At 70.9% G+C, this 20,253-nt stretch carries 20 protein-coding genes and 1 pseudogene; 9 read left to right on the forward strand and 12 right to left on the reverse strand.

Annotation, left to right across the window (positions count from 1 at the left end; translation table 11 throughout):
* Positions 1-14: 14 nt before the first annotated feature.
* Both QCZ28_RS24250 and QCZ28_RS24255 read left to right on the forward strand, forming a co-directional pair.
* The gene (locus QCZ28_RS24250; protein WP_279518809.1) at positions 15-416 is read left to right on the forward strand and encodes a DUF6069 family protein; all 402 of its coding nucleotides are present in this window, start codon (positions 15-17) and stop codon (positions 414-416) included.
* Complete coding sequence (locus QCZ28_RS24255; protein WP_279518810.1) at positions 413-868, forward strand: hypothetical protein; 456 nt, start codon at positions 413-415, stop codon at positions 866-868. Before QCZ28_RS24250 ends, QCZ28_RS24255 begins: the two co-directional genes overlap by 4 nt.
* Here QCZ28_RS24255 and QCZ28_RS24260 read toward each other — a convergent pair.
* The 4 genes from QCZ28_RS24260 to QCZ28_RS24275 form a co-directional block, all read right to left on the reverse strand.
* Positions 849-2,084, reverse strand: coding sequence for an MFS transporter (locus QCZ28_RS24260; protein ID WP_279518811.1), 1,236 nt, complete (start codon positions 2,082-2,084; stop codon positions 849-851). The genes QCZ28_RS24255 and QCZ28_RS24260 overlap by 20 nt on opposite strands.
* Positions 2,085-2,458: 374 nt before the next feature.
* Positions 2,459-3,049 (reverse strand): DinB family protein, encoded by a 591-nt coding sequence (locus QCZ28_RS24265; RefSeq protein ID WP_279518812.1) that lies wholly within the window; start codon positions 3,047-3,049, stop codon positions 2,459-2,461.
* 83 nt (positions 3,050-3,132) lie between these two features.
* Positions 3,133-4,323 carry a cellulose binding domain-containing protein gene (locus QCZ28_RS24270; RefSeq protein WP_279518813.1) on the reverse strand — a complete coding sequence of 397 codons (1,191 nt, stop codon included), beginning with the start codon at positions 4,321-4,323 and terminating at the stop codon, positions 3,133-3,135.
* Between the two features lie 275 nt (positions 4,324-4,598).
* On the reverse strand, positions 4,599-5,558 hold the full coding sequence (locus QCZ28_RS24275) for a PaaX family transcriptional regulator C-terminal domain-containing protein (RefSeq protein WP_279518814.1): 960 nt from the start codon (positions 5,556-5,558) through the stop codon (positions 4,599-4,601).
* A gap of 97 nt (positions 5,559-5,655) precedes the next feature.
* On the opposite strand from QCZ28_RS24275, the gene QCZ28_RS24280 reads away from it, so the two are divergent.
* Positions 5,656-6,153: a YcxB family protein gene (locus QCZ28_RS24280; protein ID WP_279518815.1), complete on the forward strand. Its 498-nt coding sequence runs from the start codon at positions 5,656-5,658 to the stop codon at positions 6,151-6,153.
* Positions 6,154-6,309: 156 nt separating this feature from the next.
* Positions 6,310-6,684, forward strand: a complete 375-nt coding sequence (locus tag QCZ28_RS24285; RefSeq protein ID WP_279518816.1) for a cupin domain-containing protein — start codon at positions 6,310-6,312, stop codon at positions 6,682-6,684.
* Between the two features lie 46 nt (positions 6,685-6,730).
* Here the strand turns inward: QCZ28_RS24285 and QCZ28_RS24290 are convergent, their stop codons facing one another.
* Positions 6,731-8,185 (reverse strand): alkaline phosphatase PhoX, encoded by a 1,455-nt coding sequence (locus QCZ28_RS24290; protein WP_279518817.1) that lies wholly within the window; start codon positions 8,183-8,185, stop codon positions 6,731-6,733.
* A 192-nt stretch (positions 8,186-8,377) separates the two neighbouring features.
* Between QCZ28_RS24290 and QCZ28_RS24295 the strand changes: the two genes are divergently transcribed.
* The 3 genes and pseudogenes from QCZ28_RS24295 (at position 8,378) to QCZ28_RS24305 (ending at position 10,757) form a co-directional block, all read left to right on the forward strand.
* On the forward strand, positions 8,378-9,175 hold the full coding sequence (locus tag QCZ28_RS24295; protein ID WP_279518818.1) for an ATP-binding cassette domain-containing protein: 798 nt from the start codon (positions 8,378-8,380) through the stop codon (positions 9,173-9,175).
* Positions 9,172-9,933 carry an ABC transporter permease gene (locus QCZ28_RS24300; protein ID WP_279518819.1) on the forward strand — a complete coding sequence of 254 codons (762 nt, stop codon included), beginning with the start codon at positions 9,172-9,174 and terminating at the stop codon, positions 9,931-9,933. The genes QCZ28_RS24295 and QCZ28_RS24300 overlap by 4 nt, the downstream gene beginning before the upstream one ends.
* A 46-nt stretch (positions 9,934-9,979) precedes the next feature.
* Positions 9,980-10,757, forward strand: a pseudogene (locus tag QCZ28_RS24305) (MerR family transcriptional regulator).
* Positions 10,758-10,776: 19 nt separating this feature from the next.
* Here the strand turns inward: QCZ28_RS24305 and QCZ28_RS24310 are convergent.
* Positions 10,777-11,730: a hypothetical protein gene (locus QCZ28_RS24310; protein WP_279518820.1), complete on the reverse strand. Its 954-nt coding sequence runs from the start codon at positions 11,728-11,730 to the stop codon at positions 10,777-10,779.
* Positions 11,731-11,894: 164 nt separating this feature from the next.
* Between QCZ28_RS24310 and QCZ28_RS24315 the strand changes: the two genes are divergently transcribed.
* Positions 11,895-12,488, forward strand: a complete 594-nt coding sequence (locus tag QCZ28_RS24315; protein WP_279518821.1) for an alpha/beta hydrolase — start codon at positions 11,895-11,897, stop codon at positions 12,486-12,488.
* A gap of 30 nt (positions 12,489-12,518) precedes the next feature.
* Here the strand turns inward: QCZ28_RS24315 and QCZ28_RS24320 are convergent, their stop codons facing one another.
* The 3 genes from QCZ28_RS24320 to QCZ28_RS24330 all read right to left on the reverse strand — a co-directional run bounded on the left by QCZ28_RS24320 (position 12,519) and on the right by QCZ28_RS24330 (position 15,468).
* A complete protein-coding gene (locus QCZ28_RS24320; RefSeq protein WP_279518822.1) occupies positions 12,519-13,463 on the reverse strand; it encodes a hypothetical protein in 945 nt (314 codons plus the stop codon).
* An 8-nt stretch (positions 13,464-13,471) separates the two neighbouring features.
* On the reverse strand, positions 13,472-13,819 hold the full coding sequence (locus QCZ28_RS24325; RefSeq protein WP_279518823.1) for a PadR family transcriptional regulator: 348 nt from the start codon (positions 13,817-13,819) through the stop codon (positions 13,472-13,474).
* 170 nt (positions 13,820-13,989) lie between these two features.
* Positions 13,990-15,468 (reverse strand): arabinofuranosidase catalytic domain-containing protein, encoded by a 1,479-nt coding sequence (locus tag QCZ28_RS24330; RefSeq protein WP_279518824.1) that lies wholly within the window; start codon positions 15,466-15,468, stop codon positions 13,990-13,992.
* Positions 15,469-15,667: 199 nt separating this feature from the next.
* On the opposite strand from QCZ28_RS24330, the gene QCZ28_RS24335 reads away from it, so the two are divergent.
* On the forward strand, positions 15,668-16,681 hold the full coding sequence (locus QCZ28_RS24335; protein WP_210857605.1) for a LacI family DNA-binding transcriptional regulator: 1,014 nt from the start codon (positions 15,668-15,670) through the stop codon (positions 16,679-16,681).
* A gap of 10 nt (positions 16,682-16,691) precedes the next feature.
* Here the strand turns inward: QCZ28_RS24335 and QCZ28_RS24340 are convergent, their stop codons facing one another.
* From QCZ28_RS24340 to QCZ28_RS24350, 3 genes are read right to left on the reverse strand one after another with little or no spacing between them, the layout of a single operon-like run.
* Positions 16,692-18,404, reverse strand: coding sequence for a trehalase family glycosidase (locus QCZ28_RS24340; protein WP_279518825.1), 1,713 nt, complete (start codon positions 18,402-18,404; stop codon positions 16,692-16,694).
* A gap of 56 nt (positions 18,405-18,460) precedes the next feature.
* Positions 18,461-19,285 carry a carbohydrate ABC transporter permease gene (locus QCZ28_RS24345; protein ID WP_279518826.1) on the reverse strand — a complete coding sequence of 275 codons (825 nt, stop codon included), beginning with the start codon at positions 19,283-19,285 and terminating at the stop codon, positions 18,461-18,463.
* Positions 19,282-20,253: a sugar ABC transporter permease gene (locus tag QCZ28_RS24350; RefSeq protein WP_279518827.1), complete on the reverse strand. Its 972-nt coding sequence runs from the start codon at positions 20,251-20,253 to the stop codon at positions 19,282-19,284. Before QCZ28_RS24350 ends, QCZ28_RS24345 begins: the two co-directional genes overlap by 4 nt.

The following is a 20,253-nucleotide window of genomic DNA, read 5'->3' on the forward strand; positions in this document are numbered from 1 at the left end:
CGCAGACTCAGGCCATGACGAAGAACCTTCCCCTGGTACGGGCCATCGTGGCGGCCGGCGCGATCGTGGTGGCGGTGGCCGAGTTCGCGCTGCTGCACTCGGCTGCCGGCGTCGACCTGTCGGTCAGGTCCGGCGGCTCGACCCGACAGGTCACTGTGGGCGCGGTCATCGTCGCCGCGACGGTCGCGGCGCTGGCCGGCTGGGCGCTGCTCGCGGTGCTGGAACGTCGCATCGACCGCTCCCGTGTCTGGTGGACCTCGACCGCGGTCGCGGTCCTGCTGCTGTCGCTCGTGGTCGGGCCACCCAGTGGCGTCGGCGGGGCAGCGAAGGCGACCCTCGCGCTGCTGCACCTGAGCGTCGGCCTCGTCCTCATCCTCGGCCTGCCCCGGCCCCGACCGGTAGGGGCGGACCGGTGACCGCGCTGACCGTCCGCAAGCAGGACGGGGCGTTCGTCCTCGACCCCGGGTCGCGCGCCTCGCTGCGTACCGGCTGGACCTGGCGGTGCGGCGAGATCCGCACCGGCACCGGCCGCTGGACGGTCGAACCGACCGGCCGCCGACGGATCGGATTCGCCGCCCGGGGCGAGCACGGCGTGCCGGTACGGCTCGACCCGGGCCGCTCGCACGTGCCGGGGCCGGGCGGGGTGGCGCGCTGGACGCCCGGCCACTGCGGTGGCGAGCTGGTCCGCGACGGGCACCGCCTGGCGGTGCGGCTTCCCGGCCGACGGGGTGGGCCGATCCGCGTCGACGTCACCGGCGAGTGGGCCGAGCTGGAGCTGGTGGTGCTCACCGCCTGTTTCGCGCTGATGAGCCGGCGGCGGCGGCGCACCCTGATCATGATGGCGGTGGTCAGCGGGGCCGGTGGCTGACCGTTCGACGGCGGAGCGTGCGACGCGACGCGGTGGGATCGGTCGGCGCTGGTCCGACGGCGCGACCGCGACGCGTGTCCACGGCGAGCAGGGTGAGCGCGGCCAGCGCCAGCAGCCCGCCGACGAGCGCCAGCGGGCGGGCCCCCGAGGTGGGCAGCAGGGCACCGCCGAGCAGTGACCCGCCGGCGATGCCGGTGTTGAAGGCGATGCTGACCCCGGCCGACGCGATGTCGGTGCTGCCCGGGGCCAGGTGCAGCATCCGGTTCTGCACGGCGGAGCCGAACGCCGCGTACGCGAGGCCGATCCCGGCGAGGAACGCGACCACACCCGGCTTGAGCGCGCCGAGCGCGTACAGCCCCAGCAGCGACACCATGCCGATGCTCAGCGGCGTCAGCAGCGAGGCGATCGGTCGGCTGTCCAGAGTCCGCGCCGCGACCAGGGTGCCGACGACCCCGGCCGCGCCGGAGACGAACAGCAGCGGTGCCAGCACCGCGTCGGCGAAGCCGCTGACGTCGAGCAGGAACGGTGTCACGTAGGTCTGCAGGGTCATGAAGCCGCCGATGCCGAGGGCAGTGGCGATCAACAACACCGCGAAGCGACGCCCGTCCGGCGCGGAGCCCCGGGCGGCGCCACCAGCGGCCGGGGGATAGGACGGAAGGAGGACCACCACTGCGGCGGCGATCGCGAGACCGACCCCGGCCAGCACCGCGAACGCGGCGCGCCAGCCGGCCTGCTGCCCGAGCCAGGTGCCGAGGGGTACGCCGAGCACCGGGGCGAGCGTCGCCCCGGTCGCGAACAGGGCCACCGCCCGGCCGCGCACCGCGACCGGAAACGGCCCGATCACCGTCGCCGTGGCGACGGACCAGAACAGCGCCTGGGCGAGGCCGGTGACCAGACGGGCACCCGCCAGCACGGTGTACGTCGAGGCGAGCGCGGCGGCGGCGTTGGCGGCGGCGAACAGCAGCATCGTGACGCCGAGCAGCTGCCGCCGGGGGATCCGCTGGGTCAACCGGGTCAGCGGCACGGACGCCAGCACCACCACCACGGCGTACCCGCTGACCAGCAGTCCCACCTGTGAGCGGGACCGGCCGAGGTCGGGTGCGATGTGGGTGAGCAGACCGACCGGCAGCAGCTCGGTCGTGATGAACGCGAACGCGGCGAGGGAGAGCGTGACGAGCACCGCCCCGGCCCTTCGCGGCGACACCTCCGGTGCCATGGTCCACCCCCGTTCCAGGGGGCACCGTAGTGGAGCCCCCGACCTCAGCTCCGCTCGCGGGGTATCTCGACGGACGTCGATCCCGTCACGGGCGGCCGCCCGTCACCGGCTGCACCGTCACCACCTCACGCATGCCGGCTCGGTGCAGCCGCTCCAGCAGGGTCATCTCCGGGATGCTCCTCGTGTCCGGCGACGGTCAGCCGATCCTAGGTGGCCGGTCACGGCTCGTCCTGCCGGGCCGGTTGTGGACGAACGACACGTCACCGGCCGATAGGGCGACGGCGACCTCCCAGCGGCGCAGGCCGGCCGGTGGGGTGCCCACGGACGCCGCTTCGATCCGGGCGAGGTCGTCTCGCCGTCGACGGGTATCCCGCTCATGCGAAGCGGTCGGCCAGCTTCGTCAGCTTGCTGACGTAGGCCGGCCAGTCGAAGCCGTCGGGGAGGATGGTGCTGTCCCGCCGAAGGCCGATCGTTGTGTCGTGCTGTTCGCGCATGATGTCGGCGTGCCCGGCGTGACGGGCGAGATCGCAGGTCACATGAATGATGATCTTGTGCAGCGTCACGTCCTGCGCACCGGGCCGCCACCACGACACGTGCCCCGGCGCGTCGAGTGGCAGCTCGTCGATCGTTTGGTCGGCGAACGCGCCGACCCGGCGATACAGGTCGATCAGACCGTCCTTCGTCTCGTCTTCCCGGGCGTACCAGTCGGCCTGGGGGTCGTCGTCGAACGCCGCCAGCGGGACCAGCTCGCCAGGGGTCGGGAATTCGCGGCCGAAGGTGGGCCCGAAGTAGCCGGCTTCGACATTGAGGCAATGCTTGAGGACGCCCAGCAGGTTGTTGCCGGTCGCCGTGCGGGGCAGCCTGGCCTCGCGTTCGCTGAGCCCGTCGAGCTTCCAGATGAGGGTATCGCGGGTCCCTCGAAGGTAGAGGTGCAGCGCAGCCTTCATGTCGCTCAGATCAGCCATGCCGGCGAGTCTTCCCTATCCGCCGGACCGTCGCGCACCCTCGGCGGGCCGGTGCCAGGGCGCCGGCCCGCCGAGCGACGTGGTCAGCTTGCGGTGCAACTCGCGGTGGCTCCGCTGCCGGTGCCGGTGCCCTGGAATCCGAAACTGGTGGCCTGTCCCGCGGCCAGGCGCCCGTTGTAGCTCTGGTTCGCGACGGTGATGGTCCCGCTGGTGCCGCTGCTGACCCCGTTCCAGAGCGAGCTGACCGACGCGCCGCCGGGCAGGGTGAGGGTGACCCGCCAGCCGGTCAGCGCGGTGGTTCCCGCGGTGACGCTGACGTTGGCGACGAATCCGCCGTTCCACTGGTCCTGCACGGAGTAGACGGCGGTGCAGCCGGGGGTGCCGGTGGGCGGTGGGGTGGTCGGCGGCGGCGTGGTGGGCGGTGTGCCGTCGTCGAGCGTCAGGTTCTTCTGCTGGACGCTCCACTGGCTGCGGCACAGACCGCAGTCGGCGCCGACGAAGTTGCGACCGGTGGTGGTGTCACCCTTCAGGCGCCACGTGAAGTAGAGGGTCGCGACCCGGCCGAACTCGCCGCCGTTGGTCTGGTCGTAGGTGCCGCCGTGCCCGACATTCAGGTTGCCCATGAAGGCGGGCAGGCCGGCGGGGAGTTTGCCCCAGTCATCCATGGCGTTCGGGTAGGCGATGTCGCTGGGCCCGCCGACGAAGTAGGCGATCGGCCTGGTCAGCCTCCGGAGCTGGTAGTCGTCGGCGTCGTTCAGCAGTCCGCTGCTGAAGATGCCGGTCGTGGTGACGCGCGGGTCGTTCGAGACGGCGTACGCCTCCAAGCCTCCGCAGGAGAAGCCGGCGACGGCGACCTTGCTCGTGTCGATCTTGTTGTAGTACTTGCTGCCCTGCCGGGAGTTCTCCGCGACGGCCCAGTCGATGGACTGGGTGAGCATCTGGGAGGTGGTGGAGCCGGACCCGTTCGGGGCGCCGTTGGCGATGGCCAGGAAGCCGTGGGAGGCGATCTCGCGGAGGAAGTTGCCCTGGGAGAGGCCGTTGGCCGAGCAGCCGCCGTTGCCCCACACCACGATGGGCAGGCGTTCGGACGGGAGTGTCTGGGGCCGGAAGATGGTGTGGTTGGCAAGGGTGGTCGAGGTTTCGTAGTCGGCCGGGTAGGGGCCGGAGCCGCCGACGGCGGCGGACGCCGGTGTCCCGCTCAGCGCCATGATCACGGAGGTGACCGGGACGATGGCGGCCGCCAGGCCCGCGTAGATCTTCGATCGCCTTCTCATTGAACCCTCCAGAAACAGTCACGGTGGCGCTCCCTGGGGTGGTGTCATCCGCACCCCGACGAAGGTGGTCGGCGCTGGCCACGGGTCTGGTCGACAGGGGCGCGTCGCGGCCTGGGCGGTGGCCGTGCCCTCGGCCACCACTGCCCGCTCGTCCAGCGCCGGCGACCGCCCGGCCGCGGTCCCCACAGGCGATCTGATGGGAGCTGTGTGCAGTTACTATCACTCTCGTAACGAAAAGTGTCAATGTCTGGGCTGCTCTGACCGGCCGCGACCGGTCAGCCGACGCGTGCTGTGCCACCGATCGGCTCCGGGCGCGAGGGGTTCCTCGACGCCCGGAAATGGGTGATCCACGACGAGGCCTCCGGCCAGTGCGGCGTCATCACCTCGATCAGACGCGCCTGGGCGAGCGAGCCGAGCATGGTGTGGATGTCCAGGAAGGTCTCCCGCGCCTCGGGACGGGGCCAGGGCTGCGGTAGCAGATGCGCGGGCAGGTCCGGGTCGACGTCGGCGAACTTCCGCCAGGAGTCCATGGCCGAGGTGCGCGCCACCAACGCCCGGGCCCCGTCCACCTCCCCGTTGCGCGCGGCCGCCCGCAGCTGCGCGTACCGCGCGACGAAGCTCGCGTACGCCGAGGCGAGAGCGGTCAGGTCGTACGCGGCGGCCGGGCCGTGTGGCCCGGTCTCCTCGTCGAACCGGGCGTGCAGGACCGACCACCGGGCGCCCTCCACGTGCCGCAGCAACGCACGCAGCGCCTCCCGCACCGGCGCGGCGTCGGACCCCGGCCGGATCCACACGCTGTCGTACAGGCCCACGAAGCCCAGTGCGCTCAACGACCTGCGCAGCGCGTGACGGGCCGCCTGGCCGGAACTCGGAAGGGAGAAGGACGCCAGCAGCCACTCGCCGGTCCAGGACGCCGGGTGGGAGCCGAAGTTCAGGAAGTGCTGCATCCGGGAGCGGTGCTTGGCGATCGCCTGCGGCGTGAGGTGGTAGACCGGCGGCCGGCGGTTCCCCCGCACGGCGATGAGACCACGCTTGACCAGCCGGGACAGCGCGGCACGGGCACTGGACTCGCTGACCCCGAACTCGCCCAGCATCGCGATGACCGCCGTCGACGGCAGGTCGGCCTCCGCGGAGTCGAGGTACTCGCCGAGCAGGGTCGTCAGAAGGTGCTGCGGGCTGGACCCGGCCTGGGCCCGGGGGGTTCGGACGTCGTCGGCGGGCTCGTGGAGGTTCACCTCACCAGATTGCCGCACCACGACGCGCACGGGCCTCGTCCCGAGCAGGGCGGGGTAAGGCGCTACCCGGGGCGGACGAGGGCACTATCGTTCTGGCGTGCACATCCGCTTCGACGTCCCCGCCGATCCCGCCTACCCGGGCCGGGTGGCCGCCGCGCTCGGCGCCGTCCGGCTCCGCAGATTCGGCTATATCGGAGCGGTCCTGACGGCGGTCGGGGTCATCGGCCTCGTCGTCTCGCGGGGGTTCGGGTGGGGTGAGCGGAGTGCACCGCTGTGGACCGCGCTGGTCGTCGCCGGCGTGCTGTCGATGCTGTACCGGCCGTGGGTGCTGGCCCGCGCCCGACGCCGCTCCGGCCGCTACGCCGTCGCGGGCGCCTACGACATCACCGACGACAACATCATGATGCGCAGCGGCTCCGAGTCCGGTGGCATTGCCTGGGACGGGGTCGACCAGGTGCGCGACGTCGGAGATTTCTGGGTCGTGTACGTCGGCCGGATGCCGGCGACCGTGATCCCGCGCTGGCTGATGTCCGCCGAGGACGCCGAGACGTTGCGCGCCCATCTGACCGAACGCGGGCTGCTGGGACGTCGGTGAGCCCGGCGGCGTGCCGGAGAGCGGAACGCCAGCGTCGCGGAATCGGGCCGCCGTGTCGGCATCCGCGCCCCTGATCGGCGACGGCTACCTATTCTCGACGGGGACGCACCGAATCCCAGTGGTGGCCGTCGGCCCGACGGCTGACAGGAGGCCGTCATGAGCAGCAAGGATCGACCTGCGGGGATCAGCCCCACGGCGGTGAAGTCAGCGCCGGGGCTGTGGCGGATCGACCTGCAACGGCACGACCTCAGCATTCCCGGACGGGAGGTCATTCAGACCCGGGTGGAGTTCACGCCGGATTCGCCACCGTTCAAGCACTTTCACCCCGGCGAGGAAATCATCTGCGTTCTGCAGGGAACGCTGGAATACCGGCTTGAGGGGCAGCCGCCCGCGGTGTGCAATCCCGGCGACGCGCTGACCGTTCCGTACGGTGTGCACCACCAGGCCCGCAATGTCGGCGACGGCATCGCTGTCGAGCTGGCCACGTACGTCGTCGAGAAGGGGAAACCACTTCTCACCAAGGTGGAGTGAGCGCGGGGGCCAGGCGAGTCGCCTGACCCCCGCCGTGCGGGCTCGGTCAGCCCAGGTACTTCTCCCACGGACCGGTGATGGCCAGGGTGAGGCCCGGGTCCTGCATGTTGACGAAGAGCACCTTGCCGTCGGCGCTGAAGGTCGGCCCGCAGAACTCCGAGTCGTTGAGCTGGTTGCGGGCGATCGGGTACGTCGGGCCGCCCGGGATGGTGCTGAGCACGTGCGAGGCGCCGGAGCCGTCCTCGGCGAGCACGAGGCTGCCCCACGGGGTGACCGTCACGTTGTCCGGGCCGTCGAAGGTGAGGTCGGTGTACCTGACCGCCGTGCCCTCCTCGGACTGGGTCTGGTGCGGGAAGTACGTCACCAGCTGGATGGTCTGGTCCTTGAAGTTGTAGAACCAGACCATGCCGTCGTGCGGCGCCGCGTCCGCCGGCAGGTCACCCTCGTCCCAGGCGTACGAGTTGACCACGTACACGCCCTCGTCGGTGGCCCACACGCCCTCGAACTTGCGTCCTCGGGTGACCTGGCCGTCGGCGAACTGCTCGCGTACCGACGTGGTGCGCGCGTCGCGGTCCGGCACCTCGATCCAGCGGACCGGGAAGGGGCGGCCCAACTGGGCGGAGGTCAGGTACGCGACGTCCGGCAGCACCGAACCGTCGTCCATGATGATCTGCATGGCGGCGAGGACACCGGCGTTCGGTGCGAGGCGGGTGAGCACGCCCGGGCCCAGCTTGACGCCGTGCGGCGCCGTCCAGCGGTAGAAGAGGCCGTTGGGCCCGTCGGCGTCCTCGGAGAGGTAGATCCGGGTGCGGTCCTTGTCGACGGCCAGAGCCTCGTGGGAGTAACGGCCCAGGCACTTGATCGGCTTCGGGTCGGCGCTGCCGTCGGCCCACACCTCGAAGACGTAGCCGTGGTCCTTCTGGTAGACGCCGGAGCGGCTGCCCTCTTCCCACTTGTCGCCGGCCCGGTCCTCGGTCTCCTCGCAGGTGAGCCAGGTGCCCCAGGGGGTCGGTCCGCCGGCGCAGTTGGAGATGGTGCCGGAGAGCGCCACGAACTCACCCAGGTTGCGGCCCGCGAGGTCGGTCTTGATCACGGTGCAACCGCCGGCGTCGACCGCGCCCGCGTCGTAGACGGTCCCCTTGACGTGGGGCACGCCGAACTCGGCGCCCGGGTCGATCTCGTGGTTCTGGATCAGGGTGTACCGGCCACGGCCGGCGTCGTAGACGGCCATGCCGTCGTGGTCCGACGGGGTCACGCCCTGGCCGCGGTCGAGCCGGGTGACGCCGGTCCGGGTGATCACCGTGTAGCTGAAGCCCTTGGGCAGGGCCAGGACTCCCTTGGGGTCGTCCACCAGCGGCGGGAAGGGCACGTTGCCGGGCTTCACCGGCGGGTGCGGCCGGGCCGGGCTGGCCTGGGCCAGGGACGGCAGGCCGCCCGCGACGGCAAGGCCGACGCCGGCGGCGGCGCCGCTGGCGAGGAAGGTACGACGAGAGGAAGGCACGCGGATCAGCTCCTGGTCAGGACAAGTGCGATGGCTCGCAGCCAACTCCTGCGGGCGGACGGCGACACGTCACCAGTGGGAGCGGGCGGTGACATCGAAGTGAAGAGTCAGGGTCGCGACGGCGTGCGGTCCGTGGTGTCGGCGGCCTGCGGGCTTGACCTTGACGCTGCGTCAACCCTCCATGCTGACGCCATGAGCATCCCGCCACCAACAGCGCAGGCCGAGCAACCAGCGATCCACGTGCACGGCCTGGAGAAGTCGTTCAAGCAGCTGAGGGTGCTGCGCGGCGTCGACATCGACGTGGCGCGCGGCAGCATCTTCGCCCTGCTCGGCTCGAACGGGGCCGGCAAGACCACCGTGGTGCGAATCCTGGCCACGCTCCTGAAGGCCGACGGGGGGACCGCCCGGGTTGCCGGCTTCGACGTGGCGACCCAGGCCGCCGACGTACGGCAGGCGATCAGCCTCACCGGGCAGTTCGCGGCTGTCGACGAGATCCTCACCGGCCGGGAGAACCTGGTCCTGGTCGCCCGGTTGCGGCACCTCAGTGAGCCCGGCGTGATCGCTGACGACCTGCTGCGGCGCTTCTCGCTGACCGAGGCGGGCACCCGCAGGGTGCGGACCTACTCCGGCGGCATGCGTCGCCGGCTGGACATCGCGATGAGCCTGATCGGGAACCCGCCGGTGATCTTCCTCGACGAGCCGACGACCGGGCTGGACCCGGAGGCGCGCATCGAGGTGTGGCAGGCGGTCAGGGAACTGGCCAGTGGCGGCACCACAGTGCTGCTCACCACCCAGTACCTCGACGAGGCGGAGCAGCTCGCCGACCGGATCGCGATCCTGCACGAGGGCCGGATCGTCGTGAACGGCACCCTCGACGAACTCAGGCAGCTCCTGCCACCCGCCCAGGTCGAGTACGTGGAGAAGCAGCCGACCCTGGAGGACGTCTTCCTCACCCTCGTCGGCACGAAGACGGAGAAGGAACAACGATGAACAAGCACTTCCTCGGCGACACGACGGTCCTGCTGGGACGCTCACTGCGCCACATCGCCCGCAGTCCGGACACCATCATCACGACCGCTGTCATGCCGATCGCCTTCCTGCTGCTGTTCGTCTACGTCTTCGGCGGCGCGATCGAGACCGGCTCCGACTCGTACGTGAACTATCTGCTCCCCGGCATCCTGCTCATCACCATCGCGTCGGGCATCTCGTACACCGCCTTCCGACTGTTCCTGGACATGCAGGGCGGCATCTTCGAACGGTTCCAGTCCATGCCGATCGCCCGATCCTCGGTGCTGTGGGCGCACGTGCTGACCTCGCTGGTCGCCAACCTGATCTCGCTCGCCGTGATCGTCCTCGTGGCCCTGGCGATGGGCTTCCGCACCGGCGCCGGGGTGCTGGGCTGGCTCGCCGTCGCCGGCATCCTGCTGCTGTTCACCCTGGCGCTGACCTGGATCGCCGTGATCCCCGGCCTCACCGCGAAGTCGGTGGACGGCGCGAGCGCGTTCTCGTACCCGCTGATCTTCCTGCCGTTCGTCAGCTCGGCCTTCGTGCCCACCGCGTCGATGCCCGGCCCGGTGCGCGCCTTCGCCGAGCACCAGCCGGTGACCGCCATCGTCAACGCGATCCGGGACCTCTTCGCGCAGAAGCCGGTCGGTGCCGGCATCTGGGCCGCGCTGGCCTGGTGCGTCGGGATCCTGGTGGTCGCGTACGTGTTCGCCAACCTGACCTACCGCCGCAAGATCTCCTGATGCGGATTCTGGTGGGGCCGGACGACCCGCGAGGCAGGATCACCGCATGCTGACGATCAGCCAACTGGCGGCGTACGCCGGCGTCACGGTGCGGGCGGTGCGCCACTACCACCAGATCGGGTTGCTGCCGGAGCCCGAGCGGGACTCCTCGGGCTACCGGCGGTACGGCCACGGCGGCGGTGTCCCTCATCCGGATTCGGATCCTCGCCAACGCCGGGGTGCCGCTGTCCCAGATCGGTCAGATGCTGGAGGCCGACGCGCCGACCTTCGCCGCCGCGGTCGCCGACATCGACAGGCAGCTGCGCGACGAGATCGCCCGACTGGAGGCCAGCCGTCAGCAGATCGCGCAACTCGCCGCCGGGGACCGGCTGGCACTCCCGCCGCAGGTGATCGCCTATCTCCACCGGCTCCGGGAGATCGGGGCCTCGGAGCGGGTGGTGGCGGGCGAGCGGGACGGCTGGATCCTGATGGCGGCCCGTTGGCCCGACCGCGTCGGCGACTGGATGCCCGGCAAGATCGCGCAGCTGGATGACCCGCAGGTCGTTCGGCTGTACCAGATCCTTTCCGGGGTCTTCGACAGCGACGCGGGCGACGACGCGCGCCTGGAGGAAGCCGCCGACCTCATCGCCGGCCTGGCCGAGCAGGCGTACGCCTCGGGCGAGATCGACCTCGGCGAGGTGGGGCAGGACGATCTGCCGTTCGACCTGCTGGACGCGCTCGCCGTCGAGGCCGACCCGCGGTTGCAGCGCCTGCTGGACCTGGTCCGGGAGCGGGGCTGGGCCGGGCTGGCCCGGTTGGAGCGGCTGCCGGCGTCACCCGACTGACCGTCGCCACGGACCGCGGTCAGCTCTGCTGGTAGTTCACCGCGGCGAACCCGCACGGCTGGTGCAGGTGCAGGTAGTAGGCGCCCTCGCCGACCTCGTCCAGGTCGGCACCCCCGATCAGGCCCAGGTAGTCCATCGGCTCGCCGCAGCCGGGGCAGTCGGCGTGCTCGGCGTCCTGGATCCAGTCGGGCCGGCCGCCCAGTGTCGAGCCACCCTCGTTCCAGGCGCTGGCCTGGTACGGGCTCGCCAGGGCCGGCCCCGGAACCGGGAGCAGTGTCGGCGGGTCCTCCGGCCCGACGTCACCGCCCAGGTAGCTCGGACGGGTGTTGTCAGCCCACCAGTCGGTGGTGCCGGCCGGCGTGACCCGGCTGTACAACGTCGTGTAGCAGGCGCAGAAGTGGCAGGTCTCGATGACCAGGCGGCCGGACCAGCCGGTGTGTGCCAGCGCGGCGCGGATCGTGGGGTCGGTGGTGTCCAGGTCGGCGGCGACCCAGAGGGGTGACGTGCACCAGGGGCAGGTGGGTCGGCCGGCTGGCGCGGGCCCGTCTCGCATGACCCACCGGTACGCGAGGTCAGCGCACAGGTCCCGGCGGTTGCCGTCCGGCCCGATCGTCCAACCGCCCTCGAGCGCATAGCTCAGCACGCCGACGTGCAGGTCGTCCGCACCGGCTGGCGGCTGCGTCGACCAGCGACGCAGGGCACGCTCGGCGAGCGGGTGCCCGCTGTGGGCCAGGATGAGGAGCAGGTGGTTGAGCCGGTCCGGCGTCCGCCCGCCGTCGATCTGCTCGATGACCCGGCTGACCACGTCGACGTTCGCCGCCCGGTACAACGTCGCCGGCCACAGCAGATCGAGGTCGAGCAGGCTTGCGTGGTACGGCGACAGTCTTTGCGGATCGGCGGCACCGATCTCGGTCAACTCCTCGATCGCGTCGTCGTCCCCGTCCGCCGCTCTGCCGATCAGTTCCTCGATCACCAGCGGATGGTAGCCGGGTGGCAGGCGCGCTTCGTCCGCGGTCGATCGGTCGACCTCCGCCGCAGGCCACGCGCCCTCGCCTCTCGCCCGGCCCCGAAACCTACCCGGACCGGGCGGCAGCCGTTCGCCCGTTTGCGACACCCGTGGGTTGGGCACACAGCGGCATGGCGACGCAGATCCTGGTGATTCAGGGAGCCGGTGCCGGCGTACACGACGAGTGGGACAACCGGCTGGTGGACAGCCTGCGCCGTGAGCTCGGGGACGGGTACGAGGTCCGCTACCCGCGGATGCCCGACGAGGACGACCCGAGCTACGCCACCTGGAGTACGGCCATCCGGCGGGAGATCGCGGTGCTGGCCGACGGGGCGGTCGTCGTGGGCCACTCGGTGGGCGCGACGATCCTCGTCCACACCCTCGCCGAGCAGCCACCACAGCGGGTGCTCGGCGCGATCGTGCTGATCGCCGCCCCGTTCGTCGGCACCGGCGGCTGGGCCGCCGACGAGTTCGAGTTGCCACCCGATCTCGGCGCGAGGCTGCCGCGCGGGGTGCCGGTGCACGTGTTCCACGGCCTCCGGGACGACACGGCGCCACCGTCGCACGCCGACCGGTACGCCGACGTCATCCCGCAGGCACGTCTGCACCGGCTGCCGGAGCGCGATCACCAGCTCAACGATGACCTGCGCGAGGTGGCTGCGGTGATCCGGCGCGGTCCAGCGACCGCGGCGGATCGTGTTCCGCCGCGGTCGCCGCTCGCCTGACCCGAAGCTGGCGCCCAGCGCAGCACGGGTTCATCGGGGTCGCAACCGCACCTCGGGCTGGTGGCGGCGGGCGAGGTGATCGATGCCGGTAACAATGGCGGCGATCACCGCGATGAGGATTGCCAGTGGTAGCGGCTGACCGTCGAAGTGCCGCATCGCCGTGTCGACGAGAAGCGGGTCGGGGATGAGCCATCCGGCCAGGAAGCCGGTGAGTCCGACGCCGACGATGACGGCGGGCCGATGGCGGCGGACCGCGAAGCCGGCGACGACAGCGGCGGTGGCGGCGGCGAGGATCCCCAGGACCGTCGGCACGGCGTCGAGAACATAGACGCCGTGGCGTCCCCATGCTCCGGTGCCTTTCCAGGCGAGGATCCCGAGCGGGACGAGGGCCCACCAGAACAGGCGCGGCCGGGGCGCGGTCCACCGCTCGCGGGCGGCGATCGCGAGCAGGACGAGGATCGAGACCGGTACGGCGGTGGTGAACAGCCGTTGGTCGAGATTGGTGCCCATGCCGCCGCCGTTGCGCGCATCGACGACGTACCAACCGACGATGGCCGTCAGGAATATCGCCTGCACGGTGAGGGCGGTCCGGGCCGCGCCGCACAGCCAGGCGATGAGCGGTGCGAGGGGCAGCAGGCCGAAACCGACTAGCTGCGGCCAGCTGGCGATGATGGCCGGCATGTTGGTGGCGAGGGCGGCGCCGGTGAACAGGTCCAGGGTCTGACCGGCGGGCTGGGTGCCGGCGGCGACGAGCAGGGCACTGAGGCCAGTGGTGAGGGCTGTGGTGGTGGCGGGCGTGCTGAGTCTCAGTCGGATCGCCAGGGCGATGATGTGCAGCGTCTCGTGCCAGCTCGGGTGCCGGCGGCCGTGGTCGAGGTCCAGCAGCAGTCCGAGCAGTTCCTCCCCGCGGGCGGCGCGGTGCGCGGCTGGCAGCAGCCGCAGCAGCCGTCGATATCGTCGCTCCAGACTGCTCATGCCCGGGTTCATCCGGTGGTCCCGAGGCGCGGAGCGTTGCGGGCGGCACGCTTGCTGAGGCGCTCCTCGGCGAGCCGGACCGCTCCGGCCATCCGCTGACTCTCGGCACGGATGGCGTCTGCCCCCGCGTCGGTCAGTTTGTAGAAACGGCGCAGCCGACCCTTCTCCACCTCGTCGTGGTCGGGGGCGATGAGCCCTTGGCCGACGAGGCGGTCAAGGGCTCCGTAGAGGGTGCCGGCGCGTAACCGGATCCTGCCGTCGGTCATCTGGTCGACCTCCGTCACCACCGCGTAGCCGTGCCGGGGTTGGTCGGCGAGGGCGGAGAGGATCAGGAACGTCTGCTCACTGAGGTCCATGCACGATATATACCGCACGACGATATATAAAGCAACAGTGTCTGTGTGAGACGTCGTCGGGCGCGCCGCCCCACCGCAGCTTTTCGGGGGGCGGCGCGACCCCTCACTGGGGGGGTCGCCCCGCCCCCGGGGTGTTTGGGGGGGGGGGCCGCGACCGATCAGTGGGTGGGTCAGCTGCGGGTGGACCACTGCTGGTTGCTGCCACCGTTGCAGGCCCAGAGGATGAGTTTGGTGCCGTTGGCGGTGGCGGCGCCGTTGGCGTCGAGGCAGAGCCCGGACTGGACGCCGGTGATGGTGCCGTTGGGGTTGAGGTTCCACTGCTGGTTGGTGCCGCCGTGGCAGTCCCAGATGATGGCCTGGGTGCCGTTGGCGGTGCCCTGGCCGTTGGCGTCGAGGCACTTGTTGCCGTACACCTGGAGTTGTTTGCCGGCGGTGTAGGTCCAGCGCTGCGCGGTGCTGTTGCTGATGCAGTCCCAGAGCTGGACCTGGGTGCCGTTGGTGGTGGTGCCGTTCGGTACGTCGACGCAGCGCCCGGACTGGCCGCCCACGACCTGGATGTTCTGTTGCGGGTTGCCGCCTCCGGCCGGTGCGTAGCCGGCGGCGTTGATGTTGGCCTGGACGGCGTTCTCGGTGGCCGCCGTCGGGTAGCCGGAGGTCAGCACGCCCTCGAAGAAGGTCCCCCGGCCGGTGATGCTGTTGTCACCGCCGATGCCGAGCAGGATGGCCCCTTCCTTCTTCATCGGGTGGTAGCCGTTGGGGCGTGGCCCGTCGAAGTAGGTCGTCAGGCTGCCCGACTGCGCGTTTCCGCCCCGGATCGCCCAGTGGTTCGGCTCGCCCTTGACCATGGCCGTGACGAAGCGGTGGTTGATGGACGCGATGTTGTTGTAGCCCGCGTTCACCCCGGAGAACAGCCCCCACTCCAGGTCGGCCATGATCCAGGGGCCGGCGCCCGCGCCGTAGCCCCACTGCTTGTTGGCGCCGAAGTAGACGGTCTCCATGATGGCGCGTTCGTCGGCCAGGTTGTTGGTCTGGGCGTTGCCGTAGTCGAAGCAGCACCACTGGTTGTAGTGCGTGCCGTCGACGACCGCGTAGATGCCCTCGGGCTGGTCGCCGGTGGCGACGCCGTTGGTGTTGTTGTTGCGGTAGCCGGTGCCGGGGGCGATGTAGACGCCGTACGCCTTCTGGCCGCCGACGGTGACCGGGGCCGCCTTCGCGTCGGCGAGGTTGTCCCAACCGCCGGGCGCGGGGCCGGCGAAGCCGCCGGGCGGCGCCTGGGTGAGCCGGTTGTTGCGGCCGGACTGGTCGTAGATGATCGTGATGACGCAGCTGGTGTTGGCGCAGAACGCGTCCTGGGTGGCGGCGTTGGCGTAGCCCCCCTCGCTGAGGACGCCGACGTCGCGGGTGGTGTTGTCCGACGAGCGTCGGACCTGGTAGAGCGGGCCGTTGTAGGCGCCGTACAGCGCGCGGGTGGTGCTGTGCGCGGCCACGCAGGGTGTGCCGCCGGAGGCGTAGATGTCGCACGGGCCGGTGCCGGCGGCATGGGCGACGCCCGGGTTGTCCGAGACCACGTAGACGCCGGCGCTGACGACAACTGCCAGCAGGGTCCCGGCGGCGGCCATCAGGCGACCCAGTTTTCTCTTCACATTCATCGGATCCTTTCCGGTGCGGGACGGGGTGCGGTGCGGAGATTGACGTCACACGTCATACCTGTGACATTAATAGTCGTCCATCTATGAATGCTAGTTGACACACGTTGGTTGTCGATCGATGAGCCTGAGGACGGATATGCTGGTCGGCGGTGCAAGGTGCGTCCCCGTGTCGGGGCAAGAATCGATTCGAGGGCGATTGATGAACATCGGGGAGATCGCTCGTCGGGCGGGGGTGTCCCGCAGCACCGTCTCCTACGTGCTCAGCGGGAAACGCAGCGTCTCGGAGGGGACCCGGCAACGCATCCAGTCGGTCATCGACGAGTTGAACTACCGGCCGAACGCCAGCGCCCGCGCGCTGAAGGAGGGGCGCACCCGCACCCTCGGGCTGGTCATCCCGCCGGCCAGCCAGCGCTTGACAGACATGCAGCTGGGCTTCGTCGCCAGCGTCGTCGAGGCGGCCGCCCGCCACGACCTCGACGTGCTGCTGTCCCCCTCCGGGGGCGACCATGACCGGTCCTTCGAACGGATCGTCACCGGGCGTCGGGTGGACGGCGTGATCCTGATGGAGATCCGGTTGGCCGACGACCGGGTGACCCGGTTGACCACGGCCGGGCTGCCGTTCGTCACGATCGGCCGGACCGCCGAGCCGCACGGGATGAGCTGGATCGACATCGACTACGCCGGCCTGATCGCCCGGTGCGTGCAGCACCTGGCCGATCTGGGGCACCGGCAGGTGGCCCTCGTGAACCGGTCGGCGGAGCTGGTGGCCGCCGGATACGGCCCCAGCCATCGCGCGCTGGCCGGCTTTCGTGCGGCGGCGCTGGAGCGGGGGCTGACCGGCGTGGAGGTCTGCAGCGGCGACGACACGGCCTCCGGCGAGGCGTGCATGGAGCAGCTGCTCGCCACGCACCCGGAGGTCACCGCGGTGGCCACCATCAACGAGGCCGCACTGCCCGGGATGCAGCGCGCGCTGACCGGCGCCGGGTTGTCGGTGCCCCGCGACTTCTCCGTCACCGGCGTTGCCGCGCAGCACTGGGCGGAGGATTTCCGCCCGCCGTTGACCGCCGCCGACGTGCCGATGGTCGAGATGGGCGCCGAGGCGGTGGCGCTCCTGCTGGAGATCATCGCGGCTCCCGGCGCCGTGCCACGACACCGCCTCTACAGCCCGCCCATCTCGTTGCGTTCCAGCACCGGGCCGGTCCGGGCCCGCTGATCCGACCCGGCTACCCGCCAGTGACCCGCCGTTGCTCCGCGGCGGCGGCGAGGATGAGATAGCTGCTCGCGGTCCAGGTGTACGCCCGGTCGCGCAGGCCGGTGCCGGTCTCGGCGTCGAAGTTCTCCGCGAAGCCGGACTTCTCGCACAGGGCGAGGAATCGTCGGCTGATGTCGTCGGCGATCCTGGTCTGCCCGGCCCGGCGCAGGCCGTCCTCGACCAGCACCGTGGACGGTGCCCAGATCGGGCCACGCCAGTAGCCGTCGGCCACGTAGTGGGCCGAGTCCGTCGGCTCGGTGGCCAGCCCGTGCGTGGTCAGGTGGGTTTCGACGCCTCGCGCCAGCGCGGCGGCGACCGGGGCCGGCAGGTCGGCCCCCAGCGCGACGGGCATCAGGTCGAGCAGGCTGCGGCTGGATCGCCGCTGCCCTGTACGTGGGTCACGGGCGCGGAAACGCTCCCCGTCCCACAGATCGCGCAGCATGGCAGCGTGGATCCGGTCGGCCTCCCGCGACCAGCGGGTGGCGGGCTCACCCAGCTCGGTGGCGAGGTCGGCGAGGCAGCGCAGCTGCGACACCAGGAACGCGGCGAGGTCGGCCGTCTCGAGGACCCGGCTGTCGTCGAAGGTGGTGGCGTTGTCCCAACCGCTGTCGTTGCCGTGGTGGTAGTGCGGCAGGTCGTGGCCGGGGGCCCGCCGGGCGTCGAGCCAGAACCCGGTCCAGCGCGCCAGCCGGTCGTAGGTCTGCGCCAGCGCCGCCCGATCCGGCGGCTCGGGAAGGCGTCGGCGCAGGTGACGCAGGGCCCAGCCGTGGATGGGGGGCTTGACGTAGTTGTGCAGGACCTCGGAGTGGGTGACCGAGTCGGGCAGGGCGCCGGTCTCGTCCTGGTGGTCGAAGGGCAGCTGGAACTGGTGCCAGGCCAGCTCCGGCTCGCCGGCTGCCAGGGCTATCGCGTTGAAGCAGTGGTCCCAGCTCCACACCTTGTCCATCCAGTGCTTGGACATCAGCACGGCCGGTCGGGTGACGAACCCCGCCGGAGCGACGGTGGCCGACCAGAGGACGTACGCGGCCAGCTCGGCCGCCGGGGTCTGGGCACCACGCCAGGGTGCGATCGCGTCGACGAACGCGGTGAACTCCGCCATCCGGTCACGGCACAACCGCTCGAAGGCGACGGATCCGGCGTACGGGCGGCGTGCCGTGGCGTACTCCTCGATCGCGATCTCCCAGGGCTGGTCGCCCGGCAGGTCCACGGACCGGTCGGCGGTGCCGAGCGCCTGCGCGCCGTCGGTCCGCGACAGAGCGCCGGAGAGCACGGTGACCCGGTAGCGGCGACCGGTCTCGTACGAGGTGAACACGTGTGACCCGTCGACCGGGTCGGCGTACAGGTAGGTGCCGCTGAACGGGGTGAGGGTGTGCGCGGCGGCGGCCACCCGCAGGCCGAGCCGGTGGCCCCGGATCCGCAGGGTGTCCGGCCCGTCGTAGACGGCCTCGATCCGGCCGGTGCCGTTGTGCCAGGTCAGCACCGTGGGTGTGGCGACGACGGTGGTGCCGGCGACAGTGGGGGTGAGCCGCAGGACGGGGTGCAGCCCGGTCTGGTGCGAGACCAGGTGCAGATCGTCGGCGTACGTCTTCTCGGCTACCACCGGGGAGATGTTGAACCAGGATCCTCGGTAGCTGAACGGGATGTCCTGGATTCCGAACTCCGGACCGGACGGGGCGACGGTCATGGGTGGCGGGTGCCTTTCTGTGGTGCGGGTGGTCGGTCCTCGACCGCCGCGGATGGTCAGTCCTTGACGGCGCCGGCGGTCACGCCCATCGAGACGTAGCGCTGGGCCAGGATCAGCAGTACGGCGGCGGGGATCGAGGCGACGACGGCGGTGGCCATGATGGCGTTCCACTGCTGGTTGTTGTTGCCGATGTAGTGGTAGATGCCGAGGGTGATCGGCTGGTGGTCGCCGCCTCCGGCCAGGGTCGAGGCGAAGATGAAGTCCGACCAGGACCACAGGAACGCGAAGAGCGACACCGTGACGATCGAGTTGCGGCTGACCGGCAGCACCACCGACCAGAAGGTCCGCAGTCGACCGGCGCCGTCGACCACGGCTGCCTGGAGCAGTTCGTCGGGGATGCCGGACATGAAGGCCGTGAAGATCAGGACGCCGAACGGCACCGCGAGCGTGGTGTCGGCCAGGATCAGGCCGGGCAGCGTGTTCAGGACGCCGAGGGTGAGGAAGATGGCGTAGAAGCCCATCGCCATGATGATTCCCGGGATCATCTGCGCGATCAGCAGCACGAAGCTCAGCGCCGGCCCGCCGGGTGGCCGCAGCTTCGCCAGGGCGTAGCCGGCGGGGGCGGCCAGTGCCACCGTCAGTGCCACGGTGCCGAGGCCGACCAGGAAGCTGGTGCCGAGGTACGGCAGTTGCTGGTCGAGCACCGCCCGGTAGCCGTCCAGGGTGCCGTTCGTGGGGAACAGGTGCGGGGGAGTGGCCCGCATGTCCTGGTCCCGGGTGAACGACACGTTGATCATCCAGTAGACGGGGAAGAGCATCAGCCCGGTCAGCACCAGGCCGACGCCGGTCTTCCACCAGGCCCGAGGCGTCGAGGTGGTCATCGCAGCTGCTGCCTCCGCTCGATCCGGATGTAGACGAGGCCGGCGATCAGCGCCAGCACGATGAGCAGGTTCCCGATGGCCGCGCCCGGGCCGAACTCGGGCAGCAGGTTGCCGAAGCCGAGCCGGTACGACCAGGTGGCGAGCGTGGCGGAGGAGCCGGTCGGGCCACCCCTGGTCATGATCCAGATGATGTCGAAGACCTTCAGCGTGTAGATCAACCCCAGCAGCAGCGTGATCGCGGAGACGGGACGCAGCAGCGGGAAGGTGATCCCCCAGAACCGTTGCCACCCGGTCGCGCCGTCGAGCGCGGACGCCTCGTACATCTCCGCCGGGATCGCCTGGAGGCCGCTGTACAGCACCACCAGGTTGAACGGGATGCCGATCCAGACGTTCGCGATGATCACCGAGGTGAGCGACCAGCCCGGTGAGGTGAGCCAGTTGACCGGGTCGATCCCGACGACGCCGAGCGCCGCGTTGACCAGCCCCGAGTCGCTGTTGAGCAGCCACGACCAGGTCGACGCCGAGACGATCAGCGGCAACAGCCACGGTACGAGGATCAGCGCCCGCAGCGTGCGCGACAGCGGGAAGTGCTGGTGGAAGAAGAGGGCCAGGGCCATCCCGATGGTGAACTGGAAGGCGAGCGAGGCCGCGGTGAAGACCACCGTGTGCGTGAGCGTGGGCCAGAACGCCGGGTCGGTCAGGACCGTCCGGTAGTTGTCGAGGCCGGCGAACGGCGCCCCGCCCTGCACGAACGAGCGGACGGTGTACTCCCGCAGGCTCAACTCGACGTTGCGGTAGAGCGGGTAGGCGTAGAAGGCTGCCAGGTAGATGGTCACCGGGGCCAGGAAGCCCCAGGCCAACCATCGGTTGGGCCGGCGGGCCCGGGACGGGGGAGGCCCGGGTGCGGCGGTGCCCGCCGCCCCACCCTGGTCCCGTACGGCAGTGGAGGTCTCTGTCGTGGCGCGCAT

Origin of the sequence: Micromonospora sp. DH14 (genome assembly GCF_029809455.1) — a bacterium.
GTDB classification, from domain to species: domain Bacteria; phylum Actinomycetota; class Actinomycetes; order Mycobacteriales; family Micromonosporaceae; genus Micromonospora; species Micromonospora parva.